Origin of the sequence: Methylocaldum marinum, assembly GCF_003584645.1 — a bacterium.
Classification (GTDB): domain Bacteria; phylum Pseudomonadota; class Gammaproteobacteria; order Methylococcales; family Methylococcaceae; genus Methylocaldum; species Methylocaldum marinum.
On record NZ_AP017928.1, the window covers coordinates 1,603,981 to 1,627,493 of the forward strand.

Here is a 23,513-nt window from a genome sequence, read left to right on the forward strand (position 1 = left end):
TGGGTGGTCGGCAATGGCCGAAGCGAGTTTGACGTTTCTTGAAAGCCGAGACCCGGATGCTGAAGCAAAATCGGAAAGGGATGTTTCCGGCGCTAATCTCCAGCTTCCGGTCTCGAACGAGGTGACGACGTTCAGTCCACCTTGTAGACGAACTTACCGGTCTTGTTCAGTTGTTCCCAGCGCTTCTGGTTACGAGCCTCCATGGCCTTGATCGACTCCTGTTGTTTGTTCAACTCGGCTGGATCATGCTTGGGATCGTACTTGCTGCCGGCGACTTTTTCGGGATAACCGGGCTTCGGTTCCCAGCAATTGCCCGGGGCCTTGCACTTGGTGCCGTCGTAAGCTGAGACGTTGAAAGCGGTCAAGGACAACAGTCCGGCACTCAAAACGAGGGTCTTCAGTTTCATGGGTCGAGTCTCCTGTTCGCTGGTGGAAAAATCATTTCAGCCATTCGGCTTTGGCCGGGTCGCCGTTGTATATGCTGCGAAGCCACGCCATGATGCGGAGCATTTCGTCGGCGTTCAGATTGCCGTTCTGCGGCCCCATCATGCCCTGGGCACCGCCCCAGAGGACTTCGAACAACCCAACGTCGGTCGCGGCTCTCGGGTATGTCCAATAGTCGTCGCCCAAGCCCGGACCCAGCTTGCCTTCGGCTTCATGTCCATGACAGCCTGAGCAGGCGGTGAGATAGAGGCTGTGTCCTTTATCGATAGCATCCTTGTCGCCGTTATAGGGGTTCTTGCCGGATTCCTTGAACTGCTTGAAGGCCTCGGTATCTCCACCCGCCTTGCCGTAGCTGAAATCCAGCGTCTCGCCGGTGACTGCATGACGGAAAGTAATTTCCGCATGGCATTCGGCGGAAACGAAAACCGCACCCATGGCGAGCGCGGCTACACAGGTTCTTAATTTCATGAAGTTTGTATCCTCAAGTTCGTTCTTTTTCGTACGTTCTATTCACTGTTTTCCCGGGTGATCAAAGCACGTCCGGCAACAGCACTCACGGGTTCACGCAGTACATCCGTGTGCGGCATCCAAAGGATGCCGCTTGCGCAAATCAGCCCTCCACGGCCGATCTGCCGGACAGCACTTCCTTTTGCTACATCCGTGGGGGTATCTTGGTTGACGAATCAGCCGTCCTGCCAATAGGTCCGCTGTATCCGGCTAGGTTGATTTCCGCTTCTTGCGTGCTTCCGTGGATGCCGTTCCGGTTTGATCCACGGGCAGCAAGGGAATACCTTCAGCTTTGAGCAGCGACTGAATTTCCTTCTCCCGTTTCTTCAGCACGCGATCGATCTCCGCGAGCAAGGCTTCCTCGCCTTTTCGCACCCCCACCGAAGTGGAATAGTGATGGGGCACTTTCTCACCGTCCGAACGTGTCTGGTGATCCGGGATCACCTGCATTTCCAAAGCTTTGCCGGCGTTCATTACATACCGGCCTGCCTGCGGCCCCCATAACACGGCCAAGTCCGCATTGCCGGACTCGACCTCCCGAACCAGCTTTTCCGGGTCATAGCGGACGTATTGGTTACGGCGGGCCTTGAAGCCGACCAGCGACTGCAGATAGTTGAACTGGTCGTAATACCGTCCAACCTTTTTGAGCATCGTTTCCGCAGGAGTGTCCGGCATGAACGCGATGCGCTCCGCCTTTTTCACAAGCTCGGCGTCCCAGTCGGCCACTTTTGTCCCTTTTTCCTGCCGGTAAACGAATACATAACCGGAGCGGTAATAGGGCTTCGAGGTCAACAGACGCGGGTCATCGGTGTCCACGCCGATCACCACGTCGCACAAACCCCGACTCAACAGGTCACGAATGAAATACCTGGGATCCGTCCACCAGACGTATTCCAGGGGCCTGCCCAATTCCTTGCCGATCAATTCCGCCAGTTTGTTTTCAAAACCCTTGCCGTCCTTGTCCGAGTACGGAAGTTCGTTTTCTGCCGCACAAACTTTGAGCGGCTCGGCGGCTACCGCGTTTCCGCTGCCGAAAACGGCCAGCGATACGGCACAAATGACGATGCGTATCAAACGCATGAAGCGTTTTCCTCCCAACAGAAAAGAGTCGCGTTATATAGGACGGTTTGCACACGGTACGGCTATACCGATTTGCCCTCTAGACAATCCGGGATGTCATTGCACCCCGCTTGCCGACGATGGCGGGTTATGCGCGAGTGCGCCAACCCGCCATGTCTCTACGCGGTAGTTACAGCGAGAACACGAATACCGAACCACCCATCTGCGTGTGATGAGCCAGCTCTTTGAACGCGCCGACCGCACCAAGCCCTGCCGTCGGATCTTTCAGGTCGAACACCAATCCAACGCCCGGCCAGCCGCCAACGCCCGAGTAGATCGCGACATACTGTCTACCGTTGTGGAAATAGGTGATGGGATGCCCAATGACGCCTGAAGGCAGCTTGAACTTCCAGACTTCCCGACCGTTCCGGGAATCCAGCGCCTTGATGTAACCGTCGAGGGTCCCGTAGAACACCAGATTACCCGCGGTGGCCAAGGTGCCGCCCCATACGGCGAACTTCTCCGGAATCTCCCACTCCATCTTGCCGGTGACCGAATTCATGGCCTTGACCTGGCCCAAGGTACCCTTGGGCCCCGGATACATGTTCAGCGTCGCGCCAACGAAGAACTGGCCTGCGCGGTACGGCAGCATGAACGGCTCCCAATCCATGCAGATATGGTTCACGCCCATGAAGAACAGCTTCTTGTCCGGGTCGTAGGATTCGATACCCTGGTTGTGGTAACCCATGGCCGACGGACAAATACCCTTGGCTTCGTGGTCCATGCGGGTGGAGTATTCGGGATCGCGAATCGGCAGACCGGTTTTCAGATCAACCTTCTTCACCCAGTTCACGGTGTCGTCGATCTTGAAAGCATTGACGAGAGCGCCGGTTTCGCGATTGAGGGTATAGACGATGCCGTTGCGGTCAGGATGCGTGAGGAGCGGCTGAATCTTACCGTCCACCTCCTGTTCCGACAGGCCCATGTAGTTCACGCCGGCGTAATCCCACTCGTCGTGAGGCGTTTTCTGATAGCCGAACTTGGCAAGACCGGTATCAGCATCCCGCCCCCAGATCGTCATGGTCCACTTATTGTCGCCGGGCCGCATGGTTTCGTTCCACGGCGCCGGATTGCCGGAACCGTAATAGATCATGTCCAGCTTCGGATCATAGGCATACCAGCCCCAGTTGGTGCCGCCACCGATCTTCCAGGCGTCGCCTTCCCAAGTGGCGAGGCCCAAACCGAACTGTCCGTAGTGGGGGTTGTGCGAGTTGAACGTCTTGTCCAGCAACATGTCTTCGTCCGGGCCGGTCGCGTACGCGCGCCACTCCATCTTACCGTCCTTGATGTTGTAAGCAGTGACATAGCCGCGCACACCCAGCTCGGCACCCGATGTGCCGACCAGAACCTTATCCTTTACCACGAAAGGAGCGATGGTGAGGGTAGAACCCACCGAGATATCGGAGTTCTCCATCTTCCAGATCTCTTCGCCGGTCTTGGCGTTGAGAGCGACGATGTGTCCGTCCAACTGATTCAGGAAAATCTTGGCCGGACCATGATCCCCGGCGGGAACGTAAGCCAACCCGCGGTTCACCACGTCGCAGCAGGCCACGGCGCGCGCTGCCGGGTTCTGCTTGGGCTTGTACTGCCAGATGATCTTGCCGGGATCATTGAGATCGAGAGCGAAAACGTTATTGGGGAACGGCGTATGAACGTACATAATGCCGTCCGCTACCAGGGGAGCGCCCTCGTGCCCGTGCAGAGTTCCGGTGGAAAATGTCCAGGCTACCTTGAGGTGATGGATATTATCCGCATTGATCTGGGTCAATTTGGAAAAGTGAGTAGCGCTATAGTCCTTGGTCTGCATGACCCAGTTCTTGTCGTCCTTCGACATTTCGATGAGAGCGTCGTTTGCGGAGCCGGTGCCGGGAATGGCCAATAGCCCCCCAGCCATCAGAGCACCGCTGATGGCCACCGCCAATTTGCGTTTTTGCATATATTTTCCTCGCTGAATTCTTTTTCGGCCTGCCCGAAGACAGAGCGACCATGGATCAATGATCACGGCGGCGAATTTTGGAAGAATCCATTAGCGGACTGTAGTGGAATAAGCCCGAATCACGACGGGAAAAAATCAGGATAAGGCGCGACAAACCGCCTATCCGGTACAGCCTCCCCAAGTATCGATACACGGCCGCATCGGGAAAATTTCCTTTTTTCGCATGATCAACACCGGATGCTTGACGGAATGAGCGCCCTTCTCTAGCCTCCCTTCGTTTAAGGCATTTGTGATGATAGCTATTCGTATTTACCCACCCTCGAACGGGCTTGGCGGAACCCGTTTTTCGTTCACACGGATGGTCCTAAGTTCACGATCGAACCGCCGAATATGATGCGCGAGAGCCTTAGCTTACGTTTCCGCCTGAATCTGATGATCGCGCTGACCATGTTGGCGATACTGGGCCTGGGCACCCTGTTTGCCATTCACAATGCCCGCCGGTCGGTTGCAGAGGAAATCAACTCCACGGTCAATCTGGCCCTGCAACTGATCGAAGTCAGCCTGGCCGACAGCCCCGCTGCCAGCCCGCCGCTCGGCAGCTGGCTTTCACAGCTGAACCGGCTGGATAAAACCCGGCATCTCCGCATTCAAGTCACGCCTTTCCCGGAATCATTTAGCGCGAACGAACCTCCACAGGCGCATGCAGGCTCGGAGGGGAAGCCTAGGCGATGGAGTGAGCACCCGCCCGCCGGCGTCCGCGAGCAAGCGAAACGGAACACCTCGGAGGTACCCGGCTGGTTCGCCTGGGCCGTCAAGCCCCGTTCCATCGTGGCGGAAAAGAAGGTGAATACCGCCGGCAGCGATGCTACCCGCATTCTCATCGAGGCCAACCCCGAGGATGAAATTGCCGAAGCATGGCATGAAGCCTTGGGCTTTTTCACGCTGATCGCGACTCTGGCGGTGACCATTTATGCTGTGGTCCACATCACGGTAGGCAGGGCATTTCGATGCGTTGGGGTAATTCTCGACGGACTGGAAGATATCGAACGGGGCGATTACGGCAGACGTCTGCCGGGTTTTTCCCTGCCCGAATTCGCGCGAATCTCCCAGGCGTTCAATCATATGGCTTCAGCTCTCGAAAAAGCCCGCAACGATAACCGCGCACTCACCCAACAATCTCTGGCCATACAGGAAGAAGAACGCCGCTATCTGGCTCATGAACTTCACGACGAACTCGGACAATCGCTCAGCGCGATCAAGGTCATGACGGCCTCACTGCGCAAACCCGACAGCCGCCCCCAGGATAACGAGGCGATCGACTGCATCATGGCCATTTGCGACCGCCTCTTCGGCGTAGTGCGGGGCATGATGCGCCGTTTGCGTCCCCTTATGCTGGACGAACTAGGGCTAGTCGTCTCGCTGGAAGATCTGATCGAGAGCTGGCGCAGCCGCAATCCCGGCGTAAACCTGCACTTCGACTGCGAGGACGATATCGAGGAATCCGCCGGCGCAGCGAAAATCCACCTATTCCGCATCGTTCAGGAGTGTCTTACGAATATCGTCAAGCATGCGGAAGCCGATGACGTTCGCATAAAACTCGCATTGAAAGAGATCGCCGAAACGGATGAGCACGACCGAAGCTGGATCCAACTCACAATCAGGGATAATGGACGTGGCTTCGACCCGAACGGGCCTCGTCGCGGGTTCGGATTGCTGGGCATTCGCGAACGCGTCGCCAGCCTGGGCGGGCTGTTCCGCCTGGACACGAGCCCCGGCGACGGCGTAACACTCGAAGTTTGCGTACCTTGCGGAGAAGCCTCCCGATGAACCCGAAAATCACCGTCATGCTGGTCGACGATCACGCCGTGGTCCGCGCAGGCTACCGCCTGTTGCTGTCCCAGAGCGACAATATCGAGGTCGTCTGCGAAGCCGAACGCGGCGAAGAAGCCTGTCAGTATTACTCGGAGTGGCACCCCAATGTGATCGTTATGGATCTGAGTCTTCCGGGAATCGGAGGGCTCGCTTCCATTCGCCGCATTTCGTCGCGCGATCCCGGAGCCAAAATACTGGTATTCAGCATCTACGACGAACTGGTTTACGTGCTTAGAGCTCTCGAGGCCGGAGCCAAGGGTTACATCACTAAAAGCAGCGCTCCGGAAACTTTGGTCGAGGCCGTGAAGAAAGTGGCCGGAGGAGAAACCTATGTGGAACCGGAGATCGCGCAGAGACTTTTAGTGCAAACCATAGCCGGAAAAAAAGACGCATCTATCGATCTGAACGCGCTATCGGCCCGCGAATTCGACGTGTTCTGCCTCTTGGCCAAAGGTTACACGACCCGCGAAGTTGCGGACGAGCTGCGTCTCAGCTATAAGACCGTCGGCAATTACACCACCCTGATCAAGAATAAGCTCAACGTCAGCACTACGGCGGAAATGGCTCGCCTCGCTTATCAATATGGGCTGCTGAAGGCTTGATCATCGGGATTTTTTCCCATATTAAAGCCGGCTAACTTCCCTTACCATTCGCGATTCCGCTGAATTCGTGGGGGTTTTTATGCTTAAAAGAAGAATAGGTCACGCGGGAACGTCACTCTTCGTTCTCGTGCATGCAGGGCTGGCAGCCGCCGCAGAAAACGAGGATGGCAGCGTCGATTTGGGAACGGTCGAGATTGTAGGCGAGACACCGCTGATGGTGTCTGGCGTACCGGCGGCGAAAATTCCCGCGCCCGTACAATCGGCCACGTCCGAGGAACTCGACCAGTATCAGAGCTTTTCGCTAGCGGATTACATGCGCTGGAATTTCGGCAGCGTCAACGTCAACGATGCTCAGAACAACCCCTTTCAGCCCGACGTTCAATTTAGAGGATTTACCGCATCGCCGCTGCTGGGGCTGCCGCAAGGTTTGTCCGTCTATGTCAACGGCATTCGCTTCAACGAACCGTTCGGCGACACCGTCAACTGGGACTTGATCCCCGAAGGCGCCATCGACCGGATGACCCTGCACTCAGGTTCGAATCCGATTTACGGCCTGAACAGCCTGGGCGGTGCCATTTCGATGCGCACCAAGACCGGCTTCACCGCACCCGGCCACACGATCGAAGTCGCCGGCGGCTCCTGGGGACGGCACTGGCAGGAAGTCACCAGCGGCTGGAACAATGGAACGGTCGGTTATTTCATCGATCTCAAGAGCTTCTATGAAGACGGTTGGCGCGATTTATCGCCCACTGACGTCAAGCAAGGATTCGGCACGTTCAGTTGGCAAGACGAGCGTTCGAAATTGAACCTCACCCTCGCCTCCAACAACAACCGGATGATCGGTAACGGCGCCTTGCCGCTTCAACTCGCCAAGCAAGATCCGGAGGCAATTTTCACCCATCCGGACCGCACCATCACGCGACTGTTCCTGGCGTCTCTTGACGGCAGCACCTGGCTCACCGATCACTTCGAGCTGTCGGGTAACGCTTATTTCCGGCAAAACCGTATCAAAACCTTCAATGGCGATGATTCCGACTTCGAGGAATGCGAGGATCCGGCCAATGAAGGTTTCCTTTGCGAGGAAGAGGGCGACGAGGAGGAAATCGTCGAGGACATCAATGGCAATAACATCGTGGCCAGCGATGCCCTCGAAGGCGCTACCAACAATACCAGCCAAACCAACCAGCGCAGTTACGGCGGCAGCCTGCAGGGCGCTTTCGAACACGATATGTTCGGCATGCACAACCGCATCGTCGCCGGCGGCAGCTACGACGAGGGCCGCATTCACTTCCGATCCGATACGGAACTTGCTTCACTCACCGACGACCGCGGCACCATAGGAAGCGGAGTCCTGGTGGGCGAATCGCGGGTGAGGGTCCATGCCCATGTTCGCCACCATGGGATCTATATCAGCGATACCTTGTCGGTGACCGACAAGCTGACACTGACGGCGGCGGGTCGCTACAACTTGTCATTCATCCGGCTCGACGATAAATACGGCGAGGATTTAAACGGCTTTCACAAATTCGAACGGTTCAATCCTTCGGCCGGTTTGACCTACGCCTTCATGCCGGAATTCACCGCGTACGGCAGCTATAGCGAATCGAACCGGGCTCCCACGCCGGTGGAGCTGACCTGCGCCAACCCCGAAGCTCCGTGCAAGCTCCCGAATGCGTTTCTTGCCGACCCACCGCTGGACCAGGTGGTGGCCAAAACCTGGGAGGCCGGTTTCCGAGGTGAATTCGCTCAGCTGTGGGGAGGTAAAATCAACTGGAATGCCGGGCTATTCCAGACCGAAAACCACGACGACATCATTTTCATCAGCAGCGGCAATCTCACCAATCAAGGGTATTTCGACAACGTCGGAACCACCCGCCGCCGGGGCATCGAACTGGGGCTTTCGGGCGCGTTCGAGCGAGTACGCTTCGGCGTCAACTACACCTTGCTGGACGCTACCTTTCGTACGCCATTTCTCGCCAGCAGCCCGAACAACCCGTCCGCGAACGAGGACGGACAGATCCCGGTGGAAAAAGGCGACCGGGTCCCCGGCCTTCCCAAGCATATGCTGAAGGTCTCGGCGGACGTCGAAGTCATCAAGGGACTGACCGTCGGCGCAAACATGATTTTCAACAGCGGCCAGTATTTCCGCGGCGACGAAGCCAATCTCAACAAGCCGCTCGATGAATACGCGGTATTCAACCTCCATGGAGAATATCGCTTCAACGAGCACGTGGCATTGTTCAGTCGTATCGACAACCTGTTCGACAAGCGGTATCACACGTTCGGGCTGTATGGCGAAGCCGATGAAGTGCTCGGTGACAACTTTACCGATCCCCGCTTCGTTGGCATCGGCGCGCCCAGAGCCGGTTGGGTAGGACTTAAGCTGTCACTTTGAGGAAGAGCGTTCTCCGGACGAGTTGCGACCTAAACAGGGATTGACGCCGGACCGAGCGGTCTGGTTCCCGCGGATACGCCAAGGATGGCTTAGTCCACGGTTAACACGCTTGAGCTGATCGAAACCGCCCCACTTGCCCCTGCCGGCTACCGCGTCCGGCATCGCGATCTCCAAATCTGCATCGTGCAGCTCCGGAGCTATACTTTCAATTGCAAACGGTCATCCGGGGAGCGCCCGAATGCCCCTTCCCTGCAGGAATGACGCTCCGCTGAAGTAAAACCGCGAGTCCGGTACTGGGCGTATGTTATTCGACACATTATTTTCCAGCCGATAATAACCGAGAGCTATTTAGATCATAAGAATTTCTTATACAATGAGCTGTTATAAGTCTGTATACTTTATACCAACCTCAATAGAACTTGGTGTGATTTAGTCCGATCCTCGATTGAGTCCGGCCAAAAGTTCTCCTCCTCTTGGCGACCCTTGTGGTCGCTTTTTTTTTGGCCGCGGCGTAGGCAAAAAAAAAGCCCGCTTGACGCGGGCAATATCATTATTGTTGTTGTTGTTGCGTAATACGTCGGCTAACCAATAGCGACGCAACTTATTTGTGCTTTTATTGTAGTTATATCGACCCTCAAGGGGCCTTTCCTCCTCTTTGACGACTCAATGTTTTCGCGCTTCCTCCGTAAAGCTGGGGCACAGTCTAAAGAAAAAAATTTGTGTGTCCACACTTTTTTGCCGACGCTGCACTTCGGTAACACTCTCTCAATTTTTTCTTTCAAAATCTGCAACATATTTACATTCGAATAGAAGTGATCGCTAATTTCCTACTGCATCACTCAGGAATTAAATGCTCTTACTGTATCCTCAATGTTTCCCAAAATGATCACTTCGATACAGTGTGCTTGTGACCTTGAGAGCCCTTTTTCAGACTTACGAGAAAAATCGCGACAAAAAACACCGCTCAATGACGATTGGTCGAATGCGAACGGAATCTCGAGTGGCGTCGCTCAACGAGGCCTGGCGGAAGGCTCGTTAACCAGATCCGTTCCCTCGATCCAGAGCCTTACCCTCTCTATGGCATCATCGGCCAAGTCTGCCAGAGACACCACGGCACCGGCGGCATCGGGACTCGGCGAAATTGTGCTGAGCTCAAATGTTCGTTCCGCCAAACGGTTTCTACTCCGGAGCTCATGAACGGAAACACGAAAACGCATCACGGCCTTGGCGCTATCGGGTTGCTCGAAAATCTGCTCAAACGCCTGAAGTTCGATCCGAACCCGCAACGGCCCGCCATCTCCGGAAGTGCCAAACCGTAGTGCCAGCAACTCGGACGGCGGCGCAACCCAGCGGTCCAGCGTGTAAACACCCACGCGCGTGGAATCGGAATAAACCAGCCTGTAGTGAATCCGGTCGTTCTTGAGCCACTCCGGCGCGGTCACGTCCACTGCCGACCACGGCATCGGCAAGTATTCCGCGCCGCTCGGCAAAGGTCCCAAATCATGAAGTCTGGGCGTAGGCGATTTTTCAGGCGTGAAGCTACAACCGGAGACGGTCAACAGCAACGCCGACAATCCTGCAACAACAAAACTCTTCATTTCGGCTCCGTGAAGCCCGGCTCCCCCGGTCCCGGCACTTGCTTGGGCGGTCCGAGTAGAAGAATTCGCGGGTCGTCTCTCAGCATGTCGGATAGATTTCTCATGTTGACGGCAATCGAGCGGGTCTCGTCGAGCAAGGCGTTTATCTTCGGCAGGGTCGTTTGCATCACCGTTTCCCCTGCAGAACTGCCAGCGGCGATAACGTCTTCCGTGCTCCTCGTGAGGCCTCGAATCTCTTTGACGGTCGTTTCCAATTCTCCGGTAAGGCGGGTTATCCCCGCCATCATCCGCTGCGCCTCGTTGGTCAGAGCGGGCATTTCAGCCAGCATTTCATCCATGCTTTCCTCCAAAGTAGCCAGTTGTTCGGCAGCACCCGCAACCGACTCCAGGATACGCTGAATCCGCTCACGATTTCCCTCGTTCAGCAGACTGTTCAGCCGATTCGCCAGCATGCCAATCTGCGTAAGAATGTCTTGACCGGACTCGGTAAGCTTATCGAACAGCGAAGGACGCAGCGGAATGCGAGCGGGATCGTCAGGGTCCGTCGGCAAAGGCTCCGGCTGATCACCGTTATCGTACAACTCCACTTGAGCCAAGCCGGTCAACGCCTGTACGCGGAGCATGGCAAACGTACCATGGGTGATCGGAAGATCTCTCATTAGTTCGATCCGAACGAGTATGTTTCGGCGATCTTGCGGATCGAAACCGATAGAAGAAACCTTGCCGGCATTCACGCCGCGAAAAAGAACGGTGGACTCGGGGTTGAGCCCGGATACCGAGCCCTGGGTTACGACGTAATAGCTCTTGTACTCCTCGCCATAATTACCCAACCACAGGGCGGCGATGATCGAGGCCGCACCCAGAATGATGACGAACAACCCGGTCAGAAACGCGTAGGACTCTCTGCCCATATCAATCGGTGCCTTCGAAAACGCGATTGCCGCGCTTCCCGTGAAAATAATGACGGGCAAAAGGATGCTCGGAAGCCAGGGCTTCCCTGACCGAACCGCATACGACCAGGCGCTGCTCGGCCAGCACGCCGACCTTGGTGCACAAATCTTTGATCGTATCCAAGTCGTGAGTCACCATGACGACGGTAAAGCCGAGCTCGGCATGCAGCCCCCCCAGAAGATCGACGAATTCCTCGCTCAACACCGGATCGAGACCTGATGTCGGCTCGTCGAGAAACAGCAATTCCGGCTCCATGACCAGTGCCCGCGCCAAGGCGACGCGTTTGATCATGCCGCCGGACAGTTCGGCCGGCATCAAGGTGGCGGCATGTTCGGTCAATCCCACCATGAGGAGCTTCATGCGCACCAGATGAGCGATGAGTTCTTCGTCGAAACGGCCCACCTCGCGCACCGGGAAAGCGATGTTTTCGAAAACACTCAGAGCGCTGAATAGCGCCCCGCTCTGAAACAGCACGCCGCAACGGTTACGGAGCTGCTGGTGGCGGCCGGCCGCTGCGTCTTGCAGACATTCGCCGAACAAAAAGACTTTGCCGCGAGTCGGCTCCTGTAGACCGATCATTTCTCGCATCAGTACCGTTTTGCCGCTACCCGAGCCGCCGACCAGACCGAAAATTTCCCCTTTCTCCAAGGATAGACTGACATCACGATGCACCACGTTTTTCCCGAAACAGGTCCAAATGTGTTCCATTCGAATAACGGAATCGCCCATCACAGACCTACGTTGCGGAACAGGATCGCGAACACGGCGTCGATCAGGATGACCAGGGTTATGGATGCGACCACCGAGCGCGTGGTTTCGTTTCCCAGGCTTTCGGTGTTCGGTTCTATGCGCATGCCGAAATGGCAGGCCAGGAGTGCGATGAACAGTCCGAACACCGCACCCTTGCCGAAGCCGATGGCGAAATTGGACACGGGCACTGCGTCGGGCAAGTTCATAAAGAATTGATAATACCCGACCCCCAGTTCGAAGTGAGCGGCGATCGCGCCTCCGACCAGGGCGATCGCGTCAGTCCAGACGACCAGTAGCGGCAGAGCTATTGTCAAGGCGAGGACTTTCGGAAAAATCAGACGTAAGGAACGGGAAATGCCCAGTGCTTCAAGCGCATCCAATTCCTGGGTGACCCGCATCACACCGATACGCGCGGTCATGGCCGACCCCGAACGGCCCGCCACGAGAATGGCGGCGAGCAGCGGACCGAGCTCCCGGATAATGCTCAAGCCGAGTATGTTGACGATATAAATTTGTGCGCCGAAAGTTTGCAGTTGCAGCGAAGAGAGATAGCTGACCACGATTCCTATGAGAAAACCGACCAGGGCGGTAATGCCCAAGGCACGACCGCCGGTCTCATGAATGGCCGCTGAAATCTCCCGCAACGGTATGTCCCGGGGATGCCTGAGCACTCGCCCCACATCCAATATCAACTGCCCGAGCATTGACACCAGCGCCTTGAAATGTTCGGCCGTACTGGAAAAAAGTAGACCGATGCGCTCGCCGATGGGTTTTGTTTGCCGATCCATCGGCTCGGAAAATTTTGCGGGCCGATTCTGCAGGCGCGTAAAGGTCGACTCCTGCTCGGGACGCAAGTAAACCTTCCGTGGCAACCGGCCTCCCCAGGCGCGCCAAAGCAAGAAGGCCCCGGCACTATCCAAGGCGGTGACTTCACGAATGTCCCATTCGCTTTCGTCGTCCCCGACAAAACCGTGAATCAATTCAGCGAGCCGCGCTTCCTCCGTGGCCAGACCCCGCACATTCCAGCCGCCCTTTAGCGTGAGAATGTTATGACCGGATACCGTCGCTCTCTCTATAGATGGCGTAAACGGCTTATCGGGCGACTGCTGTGCCATAACCGGTATTCAACCGTCTTTCGCGACTGCCGACAAGGCTGCGGCCGGTTTTTCCAGCCGTTGCGGATTCGGTGGTCTCCGTCAGTGCCCTACGGGACGTGCCGGCTCGTCGCCGAATAAGCGCATCAAGCTGGCGATAATGGCTATCGTTGCAAGATAAAACAGAATTTGTACGCCATCGGGGCGCGATACGTAGCCGACGAGGGTATGCAAAATTTGACCGATCAGACTGTCCTCCGACAGCCAATCGGATGTATTCCACACCTCTCGCCCCAGGGGCGGAAGAAGGTCGGCTTGCACCAGATATGCCGCCCCCTGTGAAGCCAGTCCGGCGGCCAAGAACAGTATAAGCCAGCTGGTGGCCCTGAAAAGATGCCGGGTGGGAATGCGCAGTAAACCGTAATATATCGCCAGGCCCACGGCCGTACCGAATGATATGCCGATGACTCCTCCCGTCAGCATGGACCCCGCACTACTTTCATCCGCCGAAGCAATTCCATACAAGAACAGAACGACTTCCGATCCTTCTCGCAGCACCGCGAGCCCCACGACGATCGCCAGAGCATAGAGCGGCCGCTCGCCCGAAACCACGGCTTTGCCTACCTGATTCATCTCCCGAGCGAGTTCCCGACCGTGGCGCTGCATCCAGATATTGTGCCAGCCCAGCATCGCGACGGCAGTGAACAACACGGCCGCGTTAAAAAGATCCTGTCCCACGCCCGACGCCGCCTCCGCGAGAGTATCGGCAAATACCGCGACGACGCAGGCGGCTATCAATCCACCCCCGACGCCGCCCCATATCCACCAACCGCGAGCGGGAACGCCGCGGCTGGCTGCCATGACGATACTGATCACCAGAGCGGCTTCGATGACTTCTCGGAATACTATGATTGCAGTGGCTAACATGTTCGGAGTGCGACCACGCTATTTTGCCAGGATCCGCCCCTTAGCGGATTCTTCATGAAATTCACCAAAAAAATCATACGTGCCCGGATCGAGCGGACCGACGAAAATGGTTGCCTGACTCTTGCCGGGAATGATCTTTTCCCTTTTCAAAGATCGGCTTTCGAATTCCTCAGGCGTGGAATCTTCATTTTTCACGATGAGCTTGATCTTCCTGCCTGCAGGCACCTCGAGCTCTTCCGGTTCAAAACGATGTTCCTTGATGGTCAGCGTATAGTTCTCGGCCGCGGAAACCGAGCCGCAAACCATTAATAATGCGCTTAATACAATAAACCGGCCCGAGTAAATCCTGTTCTGCATAGTGTTCGGTCCTCTCACGATGTCATGACAAAAAAGGCTAACCGCAAAAATTTTACGGTTTTATGTCGGAAAAGCCAAATGATAATTCTTATCAATTGATTAGGCAAACGGACACGCATTCCTAATCGCTCCGCTTTTAAACATGACTATGGCGGTCCATAAAGCCGGCACAGTTTCACATATCTGGCCTCTCTCGCGTGCGGATTTGCTAGTGGCGGGCTTGCCCGAATTTTGATGACGTGATAGGTAAACCGTGGAGGAGAAGGCGTCATGCCGGACTTCCTGCAATCCCGTAACTTTTGGGAAACACACCATGTCCCGTTACATAGCCGTCATCGATCAAGGCACCACCAGTACACGCTGCATCCTATTTGATCATGCCGGACGGGCCGGAGCCATGACTCAGATGGAGCATCGGCAGTTTTATCCAAGGCCCGGTTGGGTCGAACATGATCCGCTTGAAATTTGGCAGAACGTTCAAACGGTCGTGTCGAAAGCCTTGCAGGAAGCAAAGACAGAAACCGGAGATATTGCCGCTCTCGCAGTAACCAACCAGCGCGAAACACTCGTTGCCTGGGATCAATCCACGGGGAATCCGATATATCCGGCCATCGTTTGGCAGGATACGCGCAGCGTCGAAATCTGCGACCAACTTTCCCTGGAAGGGGGACGGGATAGATTTCGCGTACGAACCGGACTGCCGATCGCCACCTATTTTTCGGGGCCCAAGCTTCAATGGCTGCTGGAAAATATCGAAGGCGCCCGGATAAAGGCAGAGCGTGGCGAATTGCTGTGTGGAACGATCGACAGCTGGCTGGTCTGGAATCTCACCGGTGGCGTCAACGGCGGCGTCCATGTCACCGACGCAACCAATGCCTCGCGGACCTTGTTGATGAATATCGAGACCCTGGCCTGGGACGACGATCTTCTCGCCGCCATGAACGTACCGCCCGCTGCCCTGCCGGCTATCCATTCTTCATCCGAAATCTATGGCCTCGCAACCGGGGTCCTCGCCGGCGTCCCCGTAGCGGGCATTCTGGGCGATCAGCAGGCTGCCTTATTCGGACAAACCGGATTCGACCGAGGGGAGGCAAAAAACACGTACGGAACCGGATGCTTCCTGCTGTTGAATACCGGCTCGAACCCGGTGCACTCCCGCCACGGGCTCATTACCACGGTGGCGTACCAGCTCGGCGACACGCCCCCGGTCTTCGCCCTCGAAGGTTCCATTGCCTACGCCGGAGCCCTCGTCCAGTGGCTCAGGGACAATCTGGGACTCATTAAGACCGCGGCGGAGGTCGAAGATCTCGCCAATAGCGTCGAGGACAACGGTGGCATTTACATCGTTCCGGCCTTCTCCGGCCTGTTCGCGCCCTATTGGCGCAGCGACGCACGGGGCATCATCATCGGGTTGACCCCTTATGCGGATAAAGGCCACTTTGCGCGGGCGGCACTGGAAGCCACCGCCTACCAGACTCGCGACATCGTTGATGCAATGCGGCAGGAAACGGGCATGGATCTGGATCTCCTCAAAGTGGACGGAGGCATGGTCGTCAATGAGACGCTGATGCAGTTCCTATCGGATATCCTCGGCATTCCGATTGCGCGCCCGATCGTAACCGAAACGACCGCACTCGGGGCAGCCTATGCCGCCGGTCTCGCTGTCGGCTTTTGGGCCGATATCGGCGAACTCCGCGGCCTCTGGAGAAAAGACAAGGAATGGCAACCGCGAATGGCACGAGAAACTCGGGATTATCTCTATTCCGGTTGGAACAAGGCCGTCAAGCACACCTTCGGCTGGCTCGATCAAGTTTAAAAGACATTCACGAGACCCCATCCTAGAGTTCCGCGGCCGGCACCTCTACCAACCAACTGATTCAGGCTCCGTTCAGGAAACCCGATCAATACTAAACTCACGTTGTTAGAAAAAGGAGCGAATCCCGTGAACGATCTGAAATTAGGATTGATGGTCCTGAGCCTTACCATCACACTTACCGGCTGCGCATCTACCGGATATCACGGCCATAACGATTATGCTTATCGCAATACGGTCACCGGCGCCGCAATCGGCGCGGCCGGGGGCGCCCTGCTCGGACACGCCGCGGACGACGGCGGACGGGGAGCACTCGTGGGCGGCGCCGTGGGAGCCATGGTCGGAGGTGCGGCCGGCTATTATATGGATCAGAAGAAAAAACGCGATTCCTACTACAATCGCCACCCCAATTACAACAACTACAACGACCCTTACTATCCGTCCCAGTCCGCAACGCAGCAGCCACGGACTTATCCTTACCAGTATTAAGGAAGCCCTGAATAAGCCCATTCCCTCTGGGACAAATCGGCAGGGCAAGGCGCAACGCGGCGAGGCCGATTTGCACGCGTGAGCGCCGCTTGCGGCTCCGCACAGGGAATGTGCGGAGTGATTGGGTTGGGTGATGGCCTGTTAGATCAGTCCGTTGCACAGGTCGCTTCTCCGAATTGGAGATTTAATCGGAGCTTCCTTAAATCGTCCGGATCGCGATTCAAACCCGGCGTGATGGGTACGCCGGCGACCGGCGTACCCGCTTCAGATACATGAAACCGTGATCTCCGCTATGCCAGGCGCCCTAACGGCTGCTTACTTCTCCTGATAAATGACTTTCGGTTCGAAGTGATAGGCCGGATAACGAGGGTCCGGTTGCGGAGCTTCCTCCTTAGTCGCCTCTTCGGACGCCGGTATGATCACTGTCGGCTCGAAATAAGCTGCCGGATACTTCGCATCCCGCTGTGTGCCAACCTCCTTCGACGGAACGCCCCCGCCCTCTTCAGGCGCCGGAACGATCACACTTGGCTGAAAATCATAGGCTGGATACCTATTGTCGTCAGTCGCCAAACCTATCGCTGAAACCGCCATCAAGGTTCCGCCGAAAATAATTGTCTTTCTCACGATGCTCACCCCTTTGTCGTCAAAATCACGCGTTAACACAACAAACTGATCGAGCATAGCCCATCAAAGTTTCCCAAAATAGAACCAGTCAACGTATTTCCGGCCTTGCCGGAAACGCATGATTAGCTTGAGTCTGAAACGCGGAAAAAGCCATATTTTGGTGCAGTAGCTTCTTGATGCGCACCATTCGCGCAATAAATTGCAAAACTGCCCGGCATTATTAGCCGTTTTCGAGCAAACCGAGGTCTTGAAGTGATGGCATCATTCATGCTTTAGAAAAACCAAGCGTGAATTTTATCGGCGGGATCATCCCTCGCCGGAAATCGGGATGACTGTCAAATGCCGGAAGTCGTCTTCACCATCGTCAATGTGAGGGTACGCTCATGAAAACGTCCGTAAATGCTCGACTGGAACGCTGCTTAACGATCTTCATGCTCTGGGGATGCGGGTGGAAACGGCGGAAACTCTCCAACACCGGCTGCTATCGGATCGAATGGCAAGATCCGATGACGGGGTTATGGTATGGCGAGCACAGTGCGATGAAACTTCTCAAAGCCTACGCGCTGGCGGAATATGGAAAGACGAGCTCCAGAACCGAGCACTACCGAACCTATTTTTGATTTCGAATTTCCTTACCTCCCCCCTCTTCGAGCTGCTTGAAAAAGCAGCTTTATTTTTATTCGAATTTCCGGGCAAGCACGAGGGTTAGAAGCGAATCCCCATCGCTACCGGCACAGTCATCCAATGATCGTCCGGCTTAGACAGCCCTGCAAGAACAATCTCACGGTTTGTTTCGCCCACTTCTCTACCTCCCTATCGGTCGGCGCGCCCTCCAGGCCAAGTTGTTGGCGCTGAAACCGTTCACCGCGCAGCGCGCTTATGAACTGTCCTGCCAAGAAGGTCGGATCCATGGCCACCAATCGCCCCGCCTCTTGGTGCACTGCGAAAAACGCTGCGAGCCGTTCCAAGGTCCGCTGAGGGCCTTGCTCATAAAATTCCGCTGCGAGTTCGGGAAACTGATGGGCCTCGGCAATCAATTGCGCCCGCAAGCGAACGATCTCGGGACGTGAAAAGCAAGAAATAAAATGCGTCCCGAAGGCGACGAGCGTTTCTTCCAAGGGTCTGGCCAGCGCTTGATCCAAAGGCAACGTAGCGGCCAGCAGGTCGCTGTAGTGGCGAATGACCGCTCCGAAGAGATCCGCTTTTCCGCCGAAATGGCGGTAGATCGTACGAAGCGAAACGCGAGCTTCCCGGGCGATCGTTTCCAGACTCACATTGCCGTAGCCCCGTTCCACGAACAATCGAAGCGCATGATCCAAGAGTTGGTCGCGGCGGATGGCAGATTCACCCTTCCGCGGCCGGCCGATACGGTTCATCACGTATTGTTTTTAGTCAATTTAATTGGACACCGCCGTTCAGTTTGGCGAGAATAATGAAAAGATATCTTACCTTTTTCTTTGGTACCGTGTCGCTACTTCTATTTTGTTCCTTCTTGATACGCCACACCTATGCCAGTTTCGTTTGCAGCGGCTAAAGCTTCGCACTTTTCAAATCAACCCCACAATTCTCGATCCCTGACGGCCTCCAACCTTACCCTTCGGCGGACCGCAGCATGGATAAGCCTGTACGCGGTACTGCTCATGCAACTCCTCGGCTGCACCAAGCCTTCTGAGAATCAGGCCGCAGACGAGCAGATGCCGGCGCCGAAAGTGAAAATCGCACAACCGCTGCAAAAGGAAGTGTTGGAATGGGACGAATACACGGGGCGGGGCGTATCGAAGCGATCGAGACCGTGGAGGTCAGAGCAAGAGTAGACGGCTACCTGGATAAGGTAAATTTCAAAGCCGGCGATAAGGTCAAAAAAGGTGACCTGCTGTTTGTCATCGATCCGCGCCCTTACCGGGCTGAACTGAATCGCGCGGTAGGCGAGCTCGAGCGGGCCAAGGCTAGACTCGAACTGGCAAAGAACGACTTGCAGCGTGCCGAGCATCTGAGGCGGGCCAAGGCCATTTCCGAAGAAGAATACGACACTCGCAGCAAGGGCCAGCGCGAGGCCTCGGCGGCCGTTCGTTCGGCCGAAGCGGCCGCCCAAACGGCCCGACTGAACCTTGAATTCACGGAAATTCGAGCCCCGATCAGCGGACGCATCGGACGCGAGCTCGTCACCCCGGGCAATTTGGTGAGCGGCGGCGGGGGCGGTGGAACCTTGCTGACAATTATCGTGTCGGTCGACCCCATTTATGTGTATGTCGACGCTGACGAACGAGCCGTTCTCAAGTACAGACGTCTGGCCGAGGCCGGCAAACGAAGCAACGCCCGCGAAACGCGGATTCCGGCAAAACTGGCGCTTCTCGATGAAGCCGAGTTTGTCCATGTCGGTTATATCGATTACATCGAGCCGCGTATGGATCCCAACACTGGGACTTTGCGCGCCAGAGGCGTTTTCGATAATCCCAACGAACTTCTGAGTCCCGGATTCTTCGCCCGCCTTCGCGTGCCGGGAAGCGCACCTTATCAGGGTCTCCTGATCCCCGAAAGGGCGATCGGCACCGACCAGGGACAGAAATTCGTCTGGATCGCCAAAGACGACGGCTCGGTCGAATACCGCCGGATCGTGCCCGGTGCCGCAACCGGCCGGATGCGAGTAATCTCGGAAGGGCTGCAGCCCGGCGACTGGGTGGTCATCGAAGGCATTCACAAGTTACGTCCCGACACCAGGATTGAAGCGGAGCGAATCCCCCTCGCGGGAACCGACGGCAGTTCATCGTAGACACGTCTCCGAACATGACGAAATTCACTCATTTTTTCATCGACCGTCCTATCTTCGCGTCGGTTCTTTCCATTCTGATCGTTCTGGTTGGCGGACTCGCGGCCTTTTCCCTTTCCATCGCGCAATACCCCGAGATCGCGCCGCCCACCATTCAGGTCAGCGCAACCTATCCGGGCGCGAATGCCCAGGTATTGGCCGAAACGGTGGCGACGCCCATCGAGCAGGAGATCAACGGCGTCGAAGATATGTTGTACATGTCGTCGCAGTCCACCAACGATGGGGTCATGCGCCTGACCATCACGTTCAAGCCGGGAACCGATCTCGATAAGTCGCAAGTGCTGGTACAGAACCGGCTGACTCTGGCCGAACCGAAACTGCCGGAAGAAGTGCGACGACAGGGGATTACCGTGCGCAAGCGCAGCCCCGACTTGAGCCTGGTGGTGAACTTGATTTCGCCCGACGGACGCTACGATTCCGTTTATCTCAGCAATTACGCTCTGCTGCAGATCCGGGATGTGCTCGCCCGGCTGCCGGGCGTCGGCGACATCGTCCTGTTCGGCGAACGGGAATACAGCATGAGGGTTTGGCTGGACCCGGAAAAGGTCGCAGCCCGCAACCTGACAGCCACCGATGTCGTTCAGGCAATCCGCGAACAAAACATCCAGGTCGCCGCCGGCGTGGTCGGGCAGCCGCCCACACCGGGCGGGATCGATTTCCAGCTCACCGTGACCACCATGGGACGCTTGTTGGACGAATCCCAATTCGGCGACATCGTCATCAAAACCGGAAAGGACGGACAGATAACACGACTCAAGGACGTTGCAAGAATCGAACTCGGAGCAAAGGACTACAGCTCGTCGCTCAAGCTCGACGGTACGCCGACGGTCGGCATCGCCATTTTCCAGTTGCCGGGCTCCAACGCGATCGAAACCAAAGAGGCGGTGGTGGAAGCCATGGAAAGACTCAAGCAGCGCTTCCCCGAAGGGCTCGACTACCTCCTCGTTTATGACACCGTGGTGTTCGTGACGCAGTCCATCATCGCGGTCGTTCAGACACTCTTCGAGGCCATCCTGCTGGTCGTGGTCGTGGTGTTGGTGTTCCTCCAGAACTGGCGGGCCACGATCATCCCGTTGCTGGCGGTACCCGTATCCCTCATCGGCACCTTCGCCGTCATGGCCGCCATGGGACTGTCTCTGAACACGCTTTCTCTGTTCGGACTGGTCCTCGCCATCGGCATCGTCGTGGACGACGCCATCGTCGTGGTCGAAAACGTGGAGCGGAACATTGCGCTCGGCCTCAGGGCACGGGAAGCGACCCGTATAGCCATGGAAGAAGTGGTCGGCCCGATTATCGCGACATCCCTGGTATTGGTCGCGGTTTTCGTGCCGACCGCCTTCATCACCGGCGTTTCCGGGGCGTTTTACAAGCAGTTCGCTCTGACTGTATCCGTATCCACGGTCATTTCCACATTCAATTCGCTTACGCTGAGCCCGGCGCTCTGCGCCGTCCTTCTGGACCGCGCGCACGGGGACAAAGATTGGTTCACGCGCTTGACCGATCGCCTCTTCGGATGGTTTTTCCGCGGTTTCAATCGATTCTTCAGCGCCTTCAGCGAGGGCTACTCGCGGCTGGTCGGCCGGCTGATCCGCATCACAGGCATGGTCCTGCTGCTTTACGTGGCGCTCAACGGCTTTAACTTTCTCGCTTTCGCGAAGGTGCCGAGCGGATTCATTCCGCAGCAGGACCAGGGCTATCTCATTCTATACGCGCAGCTCCCGGACGCCGCCTCGCTGGAACGCACCGACGCGGTCATCGAGCGCTCCACCGATATCATCCTCAAGACCGAGGGCGTCGCTCACGTGAACGCATACGCCGGATTCTCGCTGCTCGCCGGAGGCCGCCAGTCGAACGCCGGCACCATGTTCGCCCGTCTCACGCCCTTCGAAGACCGCGCGGGGCATCCGGAACTCTCGGCGGACTCGATCATCGCGAAACTGCGAGAAAATCTCTCCGTGATCGAGGACGCGCAGATTGCCGTGTTCTCACCGCCGCCGGTCCGCGGCCTCAGCTCGGTGGGCGGCTTCAAGCTGCAGATCCAGGACCGCGCCAACGTGGGCCCCGAGGAGCTGCAGCGGGTGGCGAACGAAATCATCGCCAAAGGCAACGAGCAGCCCGGACTGGTTGGCCTGTTCACGACCTTCCGGGCCAATGCGCCACAGATATACGTCGATATAAACCGAACCCAGGCCAAGTCGTACGATGTTCCGCTGAGCAACGTCTTTCAGACGCTTCAGATTTATCTCGGTTCGCTTTATGTCAATGATTTCAATCGCTTCGGCAGAACCTATCAGGTTACGGCACAGGCCGACTCGATGTTTAGACTGAGACCCTCGGATATCGCTAATCTCAAGACTCGGAATCTGAACGGCGACATGGTTCCTCTCGGCACCCTGGTCGACGTTCGCGAGACTGTCGGCCCGGACAAAGTAGCCCATTACAACATGTATCCCTCGGCCGAAATCAACGGCAGCACCCTGGCCGGCGTTAGTTCGGGCCAGGCCATCGCCCTCATGGAACAGGTGGCGAACCGAGAGCTTCCGCTGACGATGGGCTATGAATGGACCGAACTCAGCCTGCAGCAGATCCTGGCCGGCAATACGGCCATGATCATATTTCCCCTGAGCGTGATCTTCGTATTTCTCGCACTGGCCGCGCAATACGAAAGCTGGTCGCTGCCCTTCGCCGTCATTCTCATCGTTCCCACATGTCTCCTGAGCTCGATGGTCGGCATCTGGCTACGCGGCATGGATAACAATATCTTCACCCAGGTCGGATTTATCGTACTGGTCGGACTGGCCAGCAAGAACGCGATTCTGATCGTCGAATTCGCCCGCAATCTTCAGGATGCCGGCAGAGACCGATACCAAGCCGCTATCGAAGCCGCGCGGCTGCGCCTTCGTCCGATCTTGATGACCTCCTTTGCCTTCATTCTCGGCGTGTCTCCGCTAGTGGTGTCCACCGGAGCCGGCGCGGAAAACCGGCGGATACTCGGAACCGCGGTATTCAGCGGGATGCTCGGGGTTACCTTCTTCGGTCTGCTGCTCACGCCGGTGTTCTACGTGGTCATACGCAAGTTCGCCGAACGCCGCCAGCAGCCCCCTGAAGACCCCGGGAAGGCCGGGATTCAAACCACGCCGAACAATCAAACCTAATTTCGCGACGATATGCCTAAACCTCGTGATGCTCTTCGGCTCCAACAATTTGC

Annotated in this window: 20 protein-coding genes; 8 read left to right on the plus strand and 12 right to left on the minus strand. The window is 56.6% G+C overall.

Translation table 11 applies throughout. The features are described from left to right. Positions 1–131: 131 nt before the first annotated feature. From sS8_RS06930 to sS8_RS06945, 4 genes are all read right to left on the minus strand, one after another. Complete coding sequence (locus sS8_RS06930; RefSeq protein ID WP_119629005.1) at positions 132–407, minus strand: methanol dehydrogenase [cytochrome c] subunit; 276 nt, start codon at positions 405–407, stop codon at positions 132–134. Between the two features lie 31 nt (positions 408–438). Continuing rightward, positions 439–912: a cytochrome c(L), periplasmic gene (gene moxG, locus sS8_RS06935; protein ID WP_119629006.1), complete on the minus strand. Its 474-nt coding sequence runs from the start codon at positions 910–912 to the stop codon at positions 439–441. A 249-nt stretch (positions 913–1,161) separates the two neighbouring features. Then, on the minus strand, positions 1,162–2,031 hold the full coding sequence (gene moxJ, locus sS8_RS06940) for a methanol oxidation system protein MoxJ (protein WP_119629007.1): 870 nt from the start codon (positions 2,029–2,031) through the stop codon (positions 1,162–1,164). 169 nt (positions 2,032–2,200) lie between these two features. After that, on the minus strand, positions 2,201–4,006 hold the full coding sequence (locus sS8_RS06945; protein ID WP_119629008.1) for a methanol/ethanol family PQQ-dependent dehydrogenase: 1,806 nt from the start codon (positions 4,004–4,006) through the stop codon (positions 2,201–2,203). Positions 4,007–4,396: 390 nt separating this feature from the next. Between sS8_RS06945 and sS8_RS06950 the strand changes: the two genes are divergently transcribed. The 3 genes from sS8_RS06950 to sS8_RS06960 all read left to right on the plus strand — a co-directional run bounded on the left by sS8_RS06950 (position 4,397) and on the right by sS8_RS06960 (position 8,875). Further along, positions 4,397–5,833: a sensor histidine kinase gene (locus sS8_RS06950; protein ID WP_232020547.1), complete on the plus strand. Its 1,437-nt coding sequence runs from the start codon at positions 4,397–4,399 to the stop codon at positions 5,831–5,833. Further along, positions 5,830–6,480: a response regulator gene (locus sS8_RS06955; protein WP_119629009.1), complete on the plus strand. Its 651-nt coding sequence runs from the start codon at positions 5,830–5,832 to the stop codon at positions 6,478–6,480. Before sS8_RS06950 ends, sS8_RS06955 begins: the two co-directional genes overlap by 4 nt. A gap of 79 nt (positions 6,481–6,559) precedes the next feature. Next, the gene (locus tag sS8_RS06960) at positions 6,560–8,875 is read left to right on the plus strand and encodes a TonB-dependent receptor (RefSeq protein WP_119629010.1); all 2,316 of its coding nucleotides are present in this window, start codon (positions 6,560–6,562) and stop codon (positions 8,873–8,875) included. Between the two features lie 1,010 nt (positions 8,876–9,885). On the opposite strand, the gene sS8_RS06965 is transcribed toward sS8_RS06960, so the two are convergent. From sS8_RS06965 to sS8_RS06990, 6 genes are all read right to left on the minus strand, one after another. Beyond that, positions 9,886–10,473 carry an ABC-type transport auxiliary lipoprotein family protein gene (locus tag sS8_RS06965; protein ID WP_145986439.1) on the minus strand — a complete coding sequence of 196 codons (588 nt, stop codon included), beginning with the start codon at positions 10,471–10,473 and terminating at the stop codon, positions 9,886–9,888. Further along, positions 10,470–11,384, minus strand: coding sequence for an MlaD family protein (locus sS8_RS06970; protein WP_119629012.1), 915 nt, complete (start codon positions 11,382–11,384; stop codon positions 10,470–10,472). Before sS8_RS06970 ends, sS8_RS06965 begins: the two co-directional genes overlap by 4 nt. Position 11,385: 1 nt before the next feature. Further along, complete coding sequence (locus tag sS8_RS06975) at positions 11,386–12,132, minus strand: ABC transporter ATP-binding protein (RefSeq protein WP_232020548.1); 747 nt, start codon at positions 12,130–12,132, stop codon at positions 11,386–11,388. A 20-nt stretch (positions 12,133–12,152) separates the two neighbouring features. After that, on the minus strand, positions 12,153–13,289 hold the full coding sequence (locus tag sS8_RS06980) for an MlaE family ABC transporter permease (protein ID WP_119629014.1): 1,137 nt from the start codon (positions 13,287–13,289) through the stop codon (positions 12,153–12,155). Positions 13,290–13,370: 81 nt separating this feature from the next. Continuing rightward, a complete protein-coding gene (locus tag sS8_RS06985; RefSeq protein WP_119629015.1) occupies positions 13,371–14,195 on the minus strand; it encodes an FTR1 family iron permease in 825 nt (274 codons plus the stop codon). An 18-nt stretch (positions 14,196–14,213) separates the two neighbouring features. Further along, a complete protein-coding gene (locus sS8_RS06990) occupies positions 14,214–14,552 on the minus strand; it encodes a cupredoxin domain-containing protein (RefSeq protein WP_119629016.1) in 339 nt (112 codons plus the stop codon). A gap of 313 nt (positions 14,553–14,865) precedes the next feature. On the opposite strand from sS8_RS06990, the gene glpK reads away from it, so the two are divergent. After that, positions 14,866–16,368 (plus strand): glycerol kinase GlpK, encoded by a 1,503-nt coding sequence (glpK, locus tag sS8_RS06995; protein WP_119629017.1) that lies wholly within the window; start codon positions 14,866–14,868, stop codon positions 16,366–16,368. A 126-nt stretch (positions 16,369–16,494) separates the two neighbouring features. After that, complete coding sequence (locus sS8_RS07000; protein WP_197716705.1) at positions 16,495–16,854, plus strand: YMGG-like glycine zipper-containing protein; 360 nt, start codon at positions 16,495–16,497, stop codon at positions 16,852–16,854. A gap of 315 nt (positions 16,855–17,169) precedes the next feature. Here the strand turns inward: sS8_RS07000 and sS8_RS07005 are convergent, their stop codons facing one another. Then, complete coding sequence (locus sS8_RS07005) at positions 17,170–17,535, minus strand: hypothetical protein (RefSeq protein WP_119629018.1); 366 nt, start codon at positions 17,533–17,535, stop codon at positions 17,170–17,172. Between the two features lie 326 nt (positions 17,536–17,861). On the opposite strand from sS8_RS07005, the gene sS8_RS07010 reads away from it, so the two are divergent. Then, the gene (locus sS8_RS07010; protein WP_119629019.1) at positions 17,862–18,098 is read left to right on the plus strand and encodes a hypothetical protein; all 237 of its coding nucleotides are present in this window, start codon (positions 17,862–17,864) and stop codon (positions 18,096–18,098) included. A 117-nt stretch (positions 18,099–18,215) separates the two neighbouring features. On the opposite strand, the gene sS8_RS07015 is transcribed toward sS8_RS07010, so the two are convergent. Next, entirely contained in the window at positions 18,216–18,854 is a 639-nt protein-coding gene (locus tag sS8_RS07015) for a TetR/AcrR family transcriptional regulator (protein ID WP_119629020.1), read from the minus strand. A gap of 371 nt (positions 18,855–19,225) precedes the next feature. On the opposite strand from sS8_RS07015, the gene sS8_RS07020 reads away from it, so the two are divergent. Next, positions 19,226–20,248, plus strand: coding sequence for an efflux RND transporter periplasmic adaptor subunit (locus sS8_RS07020; RefSeq protein WP_331852284.1), 1,023 nt, complete (start codon positions 19,226–19,228; stop codon positions 20,246–20,248). Positions 20,249–20,262: 14 nt separating this feature from the next. Beyond that, the gene (locus sS8_RS07025) at positions 20,263–23,460 is read left to right on the plus strand and encodes an efflux RND transporter permease subunit (RefSeq protein WP_119629021.1); all 3,198 of its coding nucleotides are present in this window, start codon (positions 20,263–20,265) and stop codon (positions 23,458–23,460) included. The last annotated feature ends 53 nt before the right edge of the window (positions 23,461–23,513 follow it).

Bases quoted from the DNA above. Each gene is read 5' to 3' on its own strand.
- sS8_RS06930 (WP_119629005.1), bottom strand. From the start codon at position 407: ATGAAACTGAAGACCCTCGTTTTGAGTGCCGGACTGTTGTCCTTGACC.
- moxG (WP_119629006.1), bottom strand. From the start codon at position 912: ATGAAATTAAGAACCTGTGTAGCCGCGCTCGCCATGGGTGCGGTTTTC.
- moxJ (WP_119629007.1), bottom strand. From the start codon at position 2,031: ATGCGTTTGATACGCATCGTCATTTGTGCCGTATCGCTGGCCGTTTTC.
- sS8_RS06945 (WP_119629008.1), bottom strand. From the start codon at position 4,006: ATGCAAAAACGCAAATTGGCGGTGGCCATCAGCGGTGCTCTGATGGCT.
- sS8_RS06950 (WP_232020547.1), top strand. From the start codon at position 4,397: ATGATGCGCGAGAGCCTTAGCTTACGTTTCCGCCTGAATCTGATGATC.
- sS8_RS06955 (WP_119629009.1), top strand. From the start codon at position 5,830: ATGAACCCGAAAATCACCGTCATGCTGGTCGACGATCACGCCGTGGTC.
- sS8_RS06960 (WP_119629010.1), top strand. From the start codon at position 6,560: ATGCTTAAAAGAAGAATAGGTCACGCGGGAACGTCACTCTTCGTTCTC.
- sS8_RS06965 (WP_145986439.1), bottom strand. From the start codon at position 10,473: ATGAAGAGTTTTGTTGTTGCAGGATTGTCGGCGTTGCTGTTGACCGTC.
- sS8_RS06970 (WP_119629012.1), bottom strand. From the start codon at position 11,384: ATGGGCAGAGAGTCCTACGCGTTTCTGACCGGGTTGTTCGTCATCATT.
- sS8_RS06975 (WP_232020548.1), bottom strand. From the start codon at position 12,132: ATGGAACACATTTGGACCTGTTTCGGGAAAAACGTGGTGCATCGTGAT.
- sS8_RS06980 (WP_119629014.1), bottom strand. From the start codon at position 13,289: ATGGCACAGCAGTCGCCCGATAAGCCGTTTACGCCATCTATAGAGAGA.
- sS8_RS06985 (WP_119629015.1), bottom strand. From the start codon at position 14,195: ATGTTAGCCACTGCAATCATAGTATTCCGAGAAGTCATCGAAGCCGCT.
- sS8_RS06990 (WP_119629016.1), bottom strand. From the start codon at position 14,552: ATGCAGAACAGGATTTACTCGGGCCGGTTTATTGTATTAAGCGCATTA.
- glpK (WP_119629017.1), top strand. From the start codon at position 14,866: ATGTCCCGTTACATAGCCGTCATCGATCAAGGCACCACCAGTACACGC.
- sS8_RS07005 (WP_119629018.1), bottom strand. From the start codon at position 17,535: ATGCTCGATCAGTTTGTTGTGTTAACGCGTGATTTTGACGACAAAGGG.
- sS8_RS07010 (WP_119629019.1), top strand. From the start codon at position 17,862: ATGAAAACGTCCGTAAATGCTCGACTGGAACGCTGCTTAACGATCTTC.
- sS8_RS07015 (WP_119629020.1), bottom strand. From the start codon at position 18,854: ATGAACCGTATCGGCCGGCCGCGGAAGGGTGAATCTGCCATCCGCCGC.
- sS8_RS07020 (WP_331852284.1), top strand. From the start codon at position 19,226: ATGGGACGAATACACGGGGCGGGGCGTATCGAAGCGATCGAGACCGTG.
- sS8_RS07025 (WP_119629021.1), top strand. From the start codon at position 20,263: ATGACGAAATTCACTCATTTTTTCATCGACCGTCCTATCTTCGCGTCG.